Below are 11,115 nucleotides of genomic sequence, written 5' to 3'. Positions count from 1 at the left end.
ATCTTCTGGCGATCGCCACGATGAAAAAAGCATTTGTGATTCACTCTTATTGACGAATCAGTTTCTCAATAACTTTGTTATTTTCCCCAAGTTGTTGCTCGCTGGCGAAGGGTTTATTAGTGGAAGTTTCCTTAGGGAATTTAACATTTGTTTGAGCGTGGAGTCCTGGTAATACACTGAATTTCACTTCTTTAGTTTCTTTGGAAGTAGGTACTAAAGTGATTCTCAGTTCACTGAGAACTTGCTGTTGCTCTTTGATGATTTTAGTTAGTTCGTTCAGTTGTTGAGTATGTATTTCATCTAATTTTTCATGGAGCAATTCAATATTTTGTCCTGCTTTCAAATTCACTTTGTGGTCAATTTCAGCGTTTTTGCGATCGGTATCCGACTGGCGATTTTGACTCATTAAGACGATGGGTGCTGTATAGGCTGAGGCAAATGAAAATACTAAGTTGAGCATCATAAATGGTGTCTCGTCCCAGTGAGGAAGACCAGGTATAGCATTGATACCAACCCATCCCGCCAAAACAGCACTTTGCCCAATGAGAAATCCCCAAGAACCCACTTGCGCTGCGAATTTATCGGCAAGGCGTTGTCCGCGAGTCAGTTCTTCAGTGGAAGTGTTCTCACCTACTGACTGTATTTCTACAATTTGAGGCTTTTGAGCTACTTTTGCATCAACTGTGTTGGACGATACCCTTTTTAATGTATTCATGTTGCACCTCTTGGCGTCATTTCAGTCTGTGTTTATCCTGATGACTTTTAATGTACGCTGGTTAAACGATAGGAGCAAATATTGTTTATTTTTAAATCGATAAAAAAAAGTGATGATAGAGAAAAAACTATCCTAAGACAGATTCCTAAAGTTGAATAACATCTTTCCTAACCCAGCGGAAAAATCATCTAAAGGCTTGAATAGCCCATCCTTTTACAGGATGAGCTATTCAAATGGGAAAATCATAACAAGACTGAACACTCATCTTAAGACTTAGTTTCTTGTGTCTGCGCGTCGATAATTATACTCCAGTCATCGTTGTTCACAGATGCTTCGAGTTGACGCCGACGTTCAGCTTCACTTACATCTGTTGTTTCTAACTCTTTAGCGAGGGTTGTGTCAGCCATTGCTTTCCGCAGTTTTAGTTTTTTCTCTTCGTAGGCTTGGCGCTCCACCTCTGACATTACCGCCTTAGTAGCTTCGCCAACTGTGCTAGCCCACATTGTGGTTTCAGAAGCATTACCAAGTGGTGTGCTTTCGAGTTCTGCTATCCACGCATCTCGCAAATCTTCCATTTCTTGACGCTTCGGGAACTTAAATGCTTGTACCCTCACAAAAGCACACTTTTCTTTACCATTTTTACTGACATGACCGTTTAGAGAAAGTAACACATTCCGAGAATAGCCAATGTATTGCGTGCAGCGTTCTATGTCTAATACTGCGTAAACACCTGCAATTTTCGCGTTCTCAGCAGCTACACACCAAGCCTCAAGGGGCATAATTTCAGCGCTATTGTTTGGTAATTCAGGAGTTATACTCACCTCAATAGCGGCGTGTTCATCATCGGAACTATACAAAAATTCATGGAGTCCACGATGATTTGTGGGGACATTTTGATGTTCAATTGGCAAGTTGTGCTGAGTTTCCATTACAGTTGATCTCTGGGTTATTAATTGGTGATGTCTACGACGAACTTTTCTACGAGATGTCAGGCGTAGCTTGCTTCTCTGTAGGTGTAAGTTTACCCAAGCAAATATATTGCTCTTAAAATATTGAAGCTTAAATCTAGTTACATATCCAAATCATTGTTCTGAAAAATTCTAACAAAGCAAAAACAACTATTAAACCTCTATGAATCAATTGATACCTAAAAATTGGATATTTATCAAACAGCGCCTAACTCCTTATTTATTTTTACTACCCGCCTTAGTTCTTTTAGGGTTAACTGTTTTTTGGCCTGCACTGCAAGCATTTTATCTCAGCTTTACCAGCTACGAAGATATTGGTCAGCCGCCACAATGGATAGGTCTTGCTAACTTTTTTAAGCTTTGGAAAGATGCAATTTTTTGGAAAACTTTGGAAAACACTTTTTTATATCTTGTTGGTGTAGTACCAATTTTGGTAATTGCTCCCTTAGGATTAGCAATTTTGGTAAATCAGAAACTGCGGGGAATGAATTGGTTTAGAGCTGCATACTACACCCCAGTAGTTATTTCAATGGTAGTTGCAGGAATAGCTTGGAAATGGCTATATGCAGAAAACGGATTACTCAATCAGTTATTTAAAGCTTTAGGTATTTTTCCAGAAGGTATCCCTTGGCTAACTAGCCCAGCTAAAATTTTTGGCATTGTACCAATTTCTCTTGCTAGCGTCATGGCTGTCACAGTGTGGAAGGGGTTAGGCTACTACATGGTAATTTATTTAGCAGGGTTGCAATCAATTCCTGCTGATGTGTACGAAGCTGCTGCAATTGATGGCTCTGATGGAATCAAGAAACATTGGGATATTACCATACCTTTAATGAAGCCCTATCTAGCTTTGGTAGCTGTCATTTCAGCTATTTCTGCGACCAAAGTATTTGAAGAAGTATACATTATGACCCAAGGCGGTCCACTCAATAGCTCGAAAACAATTGTTTATTATCTGTATGAACAAGCCTTCAATAATTTGGAAATTAGCTATGCTTGTACAATTGGACTAGTGTTATTTTTGATAATTTTAGGGTTATCAATTTTGCGATTAGTTATTAATCAGCAGGGAGAAGATAATATCACAATCTGATATTGACTAGATTTAAATATATTAACTTTAGAAAAATTATCTCCTATCAGCCATGATATAGCATTTCGCGGTAAGCGTGAAGTACACCTTAAAACCTCACCCCCAGCCCCTCTCCTTATTAAGGAGAGGGGAGATAAAGCACAGCTTTATAGGGGTGAGGTTAAGCTGTACCTCAGTTGCTTAGGAAACACTATATTCTGAAGATATTCAAATATGTAGAGTGCATGAAAACAGACATTATATTCTACACCTTATTTCAAAATCTCCCAGGTGTCTTATTTGAACTTTTGGAACAATCCCAAGACCTGCCGTTACACTACCAATTTACCTCATTCTAAAATCGGGTTTGATACTCTACTACGGCACGACTGTCGTCAGTTAGATTAGTGGAAGCTCGTACCCGAAATTCATCGTTGATTCGGTAATTTACACCCCATTGGAAAGGGTCATTTGTTGTTAATATCTTGATACTAGAAACGGATATCTTAGAAGTAATATCAACCCCAGCCTCCGCTGCTAATTCCAATGTTGAACTGCTTCTTCCTGCTTCCGGATTTTCAGAAATAACCGTAGGAAATATCCTTAGTTCACTTAAGCCAAAGGTACTACCAATTTGGTTAAAAGCTGACTGAAAATTGTTGAATACAGCTGAGCCAGCGATGTTAATCAGACCCAAAGTGCTATCAGCACGTCCTTGGGTATCTACAAACCCACCTCCTAAAAGAGAAACAATTTCGGTTTGACTACGTGACGGGCTGCTTGTTAATTCTAGATTTTCATTTAGTTTGCTGGCAAGACCGTTGATAGTAGCTTCGACTCGAACACTCTCTAAGGCTGATAAACCTGTGGAATTTACCCGACTGAAGTCATTATTTTGAGTTACATCCAGTACCTTAGCAAATAGCCGAATATCCAAGTTAGGATCGCGGGGTTGAGAAGGGCTAAAAGTTGCGGTGTGTTTATAGCCACGAACCAAGTTAAATTGGGTAGTAAATAAATTCACTCCACCTTGTTCTAGTTGGATAGTGCCATCGGGTATTGGCTGATTGATTGAGCCGTTAACTATAAGATTACCACTGGCACGGAAACTGAGAATGGGTGGACGGGTAATTTGGACGTTTTTACCTAGTTCTAAATCTAGATTATTAAATCTAGCGATCGCATTACCAATTCCATTCCCAACTTCAGGTTGACTCTGTTTATTGGCTTTGGTAGATGACAAACTAAAACCAGTATCATTTGCAGATGTAGTTGTGTCGGTAGATTCTGCCAGTAATACTTGGCCATCAAACAAGCTTACTTTTCCGCCAATCAAAGGGTTAAGGGCAGAACCTGTAATTTGCAAATTACCGCTAGCGCCTCCTTGATACAGTCCCTTGAGATTTAACGCTAGCTGTTCGAGATTAACAGTTAGGGGATTGTTGATAGTTGCCTTCTCGTTGTTAAAGATGGGAATTTCTCCAGCAACTTCTACCTTGCCACGGCTAAATCTACCCTGAAGATTTTCTACTAAGATGCTGTCAAAATTAAACAGCACTTTACCCGTAACACGTCTGAGTTTACCTGGCAAAGCCTGGGCTGAAAAAGTAGCATTATTGACAGTGGCAATTCCATTTACCTCTGGTTTTTGTAGTGTTCCACGTACCTTCAGGTCTACTTCACCTTCACCTTTCTCAAACACCACTTGATTAGTTAATGCGTTTAACAGCCCCAATCCCTCGTTTTGCAACTTCATATCCAAGCTGATTTGCTCGCTGTCTGGTGCTACGGAAGCAAAAGGCAATTTGTAAGGTATACTACCAGTAATATCAACAGGTTGTGGACCTGCAACCGCCACAGTACTACCAAAGTTTAAGCGTCCATTGGCATAGCTGAAACTTGCCCTTGCTGATTCTATTGGGTTTTGATTTAGTGTTCCTTCTGTAATTTCCAATTCCCCTCTCGTTTGGGGATTAGCAATGCTACCTGCTAAAGCTGCTGTAGCGTTAAGATTACCTGTGATGCCAACTGGCAGTTTGACAAAATTATTTAATGCTTGTACTGGAAAATTATTCACGCGTAACTGACCAGATTGTTCATTACCGCCGATGTTACCTGTGAAGGCAATCAGCCTATTCTCAGATTCGATTCGTAAAGGTCGCAAACTTAAAACACCATTTTCAAAGTTGCCTTCGGCAATCAATTTTTCGGCAGTATAATAACGACTTCGTTGTTCCTTTTTACCCCAGGCAAAGTTTTCTCCATTCAAATTAAAATTCACTGACAATCCATTAGCTGTAGCTGTATCTAGAGCTACTTCCCCGTTGAAAGTCCCTTTTAAGTCTGTTAAGTCTGGTATGGGAGTGGAATCAAGTCGCTGTTGTTCTTGTTCTGCTAGCAAGGCATCAATTTCAGAAAAGCGCTGGAGTTGAGTTAATAAAGGTTGATTTGGCGATCCTTGAGAGTTGGTGCTTAAATCCGATGCTGTGCCGTAGATTGGGGCTGAACCGCCTTGCAAATCTTGTAAATCAAATACCTGTGCTACAGCTAAAACATCTTGAATTTTACCTTGCTTGACATTCAGTTTACCTTGTAGTTGAGGTCCTTTAGGCGTTTGAGCAAAAGTACCGACAAGGGCGTAACGACTGTCGCCTTTGACAAATTCGCTATTGGTGAGTGTGGCTTTATCATTGCCGTAACGGAATTCAGCCGCTAACCGATCGCCTTTAACTCGGCCAATTTCTGGGTTAGCGATCGCTAAATTTCCCGTTGTTGCCAATGTTTGCTGATTAAACAATAAATCCCCAGTTAACAATCCAGCGATTTTCCCAGTACCCAGACGAGTAATTGCTGGTGGGGTCAAATTCAATATTTGTAAGGGGAAATTTGCGACTTTCAGCGCCCAATCATTTCCTTGAACATTACCTGATGCTGATGCTTCCTGCCATTTTACTAAGAAGGATTTCGGCCGATTATTGGCATCTAAATTCAAGGCCAGGCGATCGCGATTCCCCGCTAAATTCAAACTCAACCCGCGTCCCTGTGCTGAATCGATGTTTCCAGTTAACAACGGCTCAAAAGCAATATCTTGAACAACGAAGTCTCGTAAATTAATTTGCCCGACTACATTGGGTAACGGCAGCTTGCCAGTAATTTTACCGTTAAAATCGACTGCCCCCGCCACAGCCACCTGATTAGGAAGATTGATCGGTAACTGTTTTAAGTTATAATTATCGGCTTGGACGTTGAGATTTAGGGCAGTAATTTCCGGTATACCTGGTTTATTGGCATTAGCTAATATGTTACCAGTAACACGTAAACCTGGAGCAGTTGCTTGCTCAATGGTGAGCCTTTCACCACTCCAAGCGATCGCAGCTGTTAAGGGTCGCTCAAGACCAGGGATACCTTGAGATAACTGCACCTGTCCAGCGGCGCGCACATCAGCTAATTGAGACGATCCCAGTGTGCCAGCTAATTGTAACTTTCCGCCAAATTGACCCCGCAATTGCTGATTTAAGCGATTTAATTCCACGCCGGAAGCATCAACCATCGCTTGATAGCGACCTTTAGCTACTTGGATGTTAGAAGCGGCGATCGTTCCACCTGCAACATTTAACTGTCCTTGACCAATAGCTTGGATCGTTTGTGGTTGGAAGGACTCCACGGAACCCGTCAGGTTTACTTGACCAGTTAACGTTCCTCGAAGCTGCGGTGGTACTGCTGCTAACTGCTGTAACGGGACATTATTGGCTTGAACTTGTGCCTGGTATACACCATTACCCACTTGAATATTAGAAGCTGTAATTATCCCACGCCCAACATTTATCTGTCCCTGACCGTTGGCTTGGATCGTTTGCGGCTTGAAAGACTCAACAGAACCCGCAAGGTTGAACCGACCAGTTAACGCCCCTTGAAATTGCGATGGTACTGCTGCCAACTGCCGGACAGGTACATTTTTCGCCTGAACCTGCGCCTGGTATACACCATTACCTACTTGAATATTAGAGGCTGTAATTATCCCACGCCCAACATTTATCTGTCCCTGACCGCTGGCTTGAATAGTTTCTGGTTTAAAAGAATCAACAGAACCCGCCACATTCATTTCACCAGTTAACGCCCCTTGAAACTGCTTTGGTACTGCTGCCAATTCCTGCACGGGCACATTTTTCGCCTGGATTTGTGCTTCATATAAACCATTGGCAAGTTGAATATTTTTAGCTGTAACCGTACCACCGCCAATAGCAAGGCTGCCTTCACCACTGCCATTGAGAGTTTTCAGGCTGAAATTATCTCTGTTACCTGCGATTTGGAAAGTACCCGCCAAAGGATTATTTAAAACTGGGGGAGATTGTTTCAATATTTGTCCCAGGTGTACATTATTCGCTACAAGTTGAGCGGAAAAAGTTTGGTCTTGCAGCTGAATATTAGAAACTGCAACTGTGCCACCACCAATTTTCACTCCTGCGCCCTCACTGCGAATCGTCGCAACTTCAAATGGTGCTGTCCTACCTGAGAGAATGAGACGGCCATTGAATTGTGCCCCCGCTAAAGAGACATTTTGCAGTTGATTTGTGTTGACAAAACGTTGCACCTGCACCCCAGAGGCAACAGCAACAGCTTGCCAATGCTCATTGGCGTAACTACCAGTTGCTTGTACTGTGCCACCGCCAACATTTAGAGCCACATTGCGGAAAGAGACATTACGATTTGGAGCGATTGCCACTTCGCCCGTTCCGGGATAAGTTCCGTTCGGAGCTTGAAACTGCACCTCAGTTTGGACATTAGTTGGAGCGCCAAATAGTTGGGCTGTCGCAGAGACATTACCGATTTGAAAAGTAGGCGTTGTTTCGTAAACTTTAGCGATCGCATCTCCTGGAACATTCTTAGCGGCAAAATTTAAATCTATTCGTGGGGTTTTACCAAGTTGAATTGTCCCAGCGCCCGTGATATCTCCACCGACTTTGGCTTTACCTTGAATATCTTTGAGAGTAATTAAAGAAGAACTAGTAACAAGCTGAAATTTACTACTGATGCGATTAAAATCAACTTTATCAATGCGGGCAGTTTGGATCGTGGCAACTGTGCCTGAGAGAACTGGTTCTTTAGTCGATCCGGTAATCTGCAAATCTGCTTTTACTTGTCCAGCGATCGGTACAGGTAGTTTTACCTTAAGAGTCTCTTGGGCATTAGCTAAACTCACGGCATTTACACGGGCTGCCAACTTAAACCCTGCTTGAGTGTCGATGATTCCCGTAGCTACTAAGGGAATTTTGCCGTAGTTGCTAGTAACATTATCTAACTGCAACTCCGTTCCTTGGAAGCGGAGGTTTCCTTGGCTATTGCTCAACAGTTGCGGCACTTTCGGCACTTCAACTGTTACCCCTTGCACAGCAGCACTACCAAACAATAAAGTCTGCTGTCCTGGCGTTAAGCGAACCAACAAGTTACCATTGGCTCGACCAGCTTGTAAGTTAACTGGTAACTTAATTAAACGAGTGATATCCGCAGCCAGAAAATCTTGTACTCGCAACTGTAGATCGCCTGCTAGTACTTTGGAACGCGTTTCTCCCTGAATAGAAATACTACCACCACTGTCTGGTTGACCTGCCACTTCAAACCGAATGATCTGATTGTTTGCTAAAAGTTGGGCAGTTCCATTCAGTTGAGAAAGTGTCACAGGAGAATTTTGAGTGCTGTTGTCGCTAGCAGGACGTTTAGCAAGTGCCGAGTTAGAAGTTTCATCTCCACCCCTCCGGTTACTGAGCGGCTTGCCTTGACTTGTGCCGAGCGGACTTGTACTGAGCGGAGCCGAAGTGCTGCCCCTCTGCCCCTCTGCCCCTCTACCCCTCTGCTCCCCATCCCTCTTCTGCGGCATCAAGGCCAGCTTGGCATTACGAAACCGTAGTTTGTCCAAATCGGTTTTAATGACGCTGGCCTCACCTGACGGGGCTATATTCGTGGAAACCCAGCGCCCTTGGTCATCCTGTTCAATATAAATATCTGGGTTGACTAAAGTGACATCTAGCTTTAAGTGACGATTAAAAATTAGTTGTAAAAAGTCAAAAGTCACTTCTACAGTTTCGACTGTTGCCCGATCTGGATCTGTGGCTGTGGCGGGGATAGCTGAAGCCCCAAATTGCACTCCAGTCAATGAAAATTGTGTGACTTTTCCGAGTTTGACTGGACGGTTGAGTGTAGTGGTGAGACTTTGTTGCGCCAAGGGCGTTAAATCTTTTTGGATAAAAATCCACAACCGCCAAATACCACCGACAATTCCAATCAGCAAAATTCCTCCCAAGGCAATGCCACCGCGACTTAATACCAGCATCCACAGACGCTTACGGGTAGGGGTAGGGGAGTGATGATCTTGATTGGGAGATTTAGTCATTTCCTTTCACTGTATTAATTGCCGGATGTAGGTGGCACATCACAGGCATTAACTGACACATGGATTCAGTATGCCATTTCCAGGATACGTCAACTTAGTTCAGACCTCATGGGTTAAGTTACGGCATTTTCTCAATCCAATACTTATGCTGAATCATGTTGGCGCTTTCAGGAAAATCTGAATAGAGTGAAATCGGAAAATTAAGTTTCAGTTATCCTGAAAATTGTTTCTGTGACTTTCCTTGAGGCACAACCTAGAACTTTAATATTAATAAACCTAAAAAATGACAGATGATTACACCAATGCGTGTTTTTGTATTGATGTTTAACGCTCGAACAGAAAATGAGGGGATTCACACGATTCGGGAGGGCGATCGCAATAAAATTCTGATGTTCGAGTCAGAAGACGATGCGACGCGCTTTGCTCTGCTACTGGAAGCTCAAGATTTCCCCACTCCTACACCAGAGGCGATCGACGCTGAGGAAATTAAGGAATTTTGCGAAAGTGTTGGATATGACTGGGAAATCATTCCAGAAAACAGCAACTCTCTTGTAACTCCCCCAGAACTTAACGTTGAACAAACCGACTGGCAACCAGATGCTCAAAAGGAGGATACTGTTGAAGAAACCTTCCGTCCCAGCCAACAGCCACCAGAAGAACCAGAATTATCTGATTCTGAACTAGAAAAAATTCGTCGCCAATTGGAAGGGTTATTGTAATTGGGCATGGGGCAAGATAGTGCTGTTAGCGATAGCGGGGCGTTTAGCCCTTGCTGAGTAAGCAGTTAAGAGTTAAGAGTTATTTAACTCCAAATGACAAATGACCAACGACCAATGACCAATGACAAATGACAAATGACAAACCTACAAGAACGCGGGCATCTTTTAACCGAGCTAGTAAATCCTAACAGTCTTAACTTAGACCAGCTGAGTTCTCTGGAATTGGTGGAGCTGTTTAATAATGAAGACCAAAAGGCAGTCGCAGCAGTTGCGGCAGCAAAGATTCAATTGGCAGAAGCAATTGAACGCACCGCACAGCGTTTAAACCACGGAGGACGCCTATTTTATATTGGTGCGGGTACAAGTGGTAGACTAGGGGTATTAGATGCTGCTGAATGTCCTCCCACTTTTTGTACACCTCCAGAGTTGGTACAGGGGATTATTGCTGGTGGTGCTGGGGCGCTAGTACGCAGTTCTGAAGATTTGGAAGATAGCATCGAAGATGGTGAAAGCGCGATCGCCGGACGACATATTACCCAGCTAGATGTAGTAGTTGGCATTACCGCTGGTGGGACAACGCCCTATGTCCACGGCGCCCTCAATGCCGCTCGTCAGCGAGGAGCCACTACTATTTTTATCGCCTGTGTGCCGGCTGACCAAGTTAGATTTGATGCTGATATTGACATTCGGCTTTTAACGGGGCCAGAAATAATCGCCGGCTCAACTCGCCTGAAAGCTGGTACAGCCACAAAATTAGCTTTAAATATCCTTTCTACTGGGGTGATGGTGAAGCTAGGTAAAGTTTATGGCAATCGTATGGTGGATGTGGCGGTAACAAATCAAAAGTTACGCGATCGCGCTTTGGGAATTTTGCAAGACCTAACAGGTTTAAGTCGAGAAGCTGCTGGCTTTTTATTAGAACGTAGTGGCAAGTGGGTTAAACTAGCGTTATTAATGCACTGGACTGGTTTAGAAAAAGATGAGGGCGATCGACTTCTTTCAGAACACCAAAGTAATCTCAGGGAAGCTGTTATCAGCTACAAAAACCAGAAGCAACCTTGAAGAGATTTTTCTAAATAAATAAAATACTCTATTCTAGAATATGGCTGCTGCTTGTCTTAGTAGTACGCCTTTTTTTAATTCCCTAGAATGACATTAACTGACATAAATTAAGAATAATAAACTTCAATAAATACTTTTTAACATTTATTGGTAATCTGAATAACTAAAGCAAAATTCTCTAGAGACTGCAA

7 protein-coding genes are annotated in these 11,115 nt (G+C 42.7%); 4 read left to right on the top strand and 3 right to left on the bottom strand.

What is annotated here, in order from left to right:
- Positions 1–46: 46 nt before the first annotated feature.
- On the bottom strand, positions 47–715 hold the full coding sequence (locus ACFG4S_RS24650) for a DUF1003 domain-containing protein (protein WP_392531571.1): 669 nt from the start codon (positions 713–715) through the stop codon (positions 47–49).
- Positions 716–981: 266 nt separating this feature from the next.
- Positions 982–1,644 (bottom strand): GIY-YIG nuclease family protein, encoded by a 663-nt coding sequence (locus ACFG4S_RS24645; protein WP_392531570.1) that lies wholly within the window; start codon positions 1,642–1,644, stop codon positions 982–984.
- Positions 1,645–1,846: 202 nt separating this feature from the next.
- On the opposite strand from ACFG4S_RS24645, the gene ACFG4S_RS24640 reads away from it, so the two are divergent.
- Positions 1,847–2,776, top strand: a complete 930-nt coding sequence (locus ACFG4S_RS24640; RefSeq protein ID WP_392531569.1) for a carbohydrate ABC transporter permease — start codon at positions 1,847–1,849, stop codon at positions 2,774–2,776.
- Positions 2,777–3,000: 224 nt separating this feature from the next.
- Entirely contained in the window at positions 3,001–3,114 is a 114-nt protein-coding gene (locus ACFG4S_RS24635; protein ID WP_392531568.1) for a DUF2887 domain-containing protein, read from the top strand.
- Here the strand turns inward: ACFG4S_RS24635 and ACFG4S_RS24630 are convergent.
- Positions 3,111–9,143 (bottom strand): translocation/assembly module TamB domain-containing protein, encoded by a 6,033-nt coding sequence (locus tag ACFG4S_RS24630; RefSeq protein ID WP_392531567.1) that lies wholly within the window; start codon positions 9,141–9,143, stop codon positions 3,111–3,113. The two genes, ACFG4S_RS24635 and ACFG4S_RS24630, sit on opposite strands and share 4 nt — an antisense overlap.
- Before the next feature lie 290 nt (positions 9,144–9,433).
- Between ACFG4S_RS24630 and ACFG4S_RS24625 the strand changes: the two genes are divergently transcribed.
- Complete coding sequence (locus ACFG4S_RS24625) at positions 9,434–9,862, top strand: DUF3110 domain-containing protein (protein ID WP_392531566.1); 429 nt, start codon at positions 9,434–9,436, stop codon at positions 9,860–9,862.
- A 135-nt stretch (positions 9,863–9,997) separates the two neighbouring features.
- A complete protein-coding gene (gene murQ, locus ACFG4S_RS24620) occupies positions 9,998–10,924 on the top strand; it encodes an N-acetylmuramic acid 6-phosphate etherase (RefSeq protein ID WP_392531565.1) in 927 nt (308 codons plus the stop codon).
- Positions 10,925–11,115 lie beyond the last annotated feature (191 nt).

Origin of the sequence: Nostoc sp. C117 (assembly GCF_043099735.1) — a bacterium.
Taxonomy (GTDB): Bacteria; Cyanobacteriota; Cyanobacteriia; order Cyanobacteriales; family Nostocaceae; genus Nostoc.
Note: the sequence above shows the minus strand (reverse complement) of the source record. Positions and strands in the feature narration are given on the sequence as shown.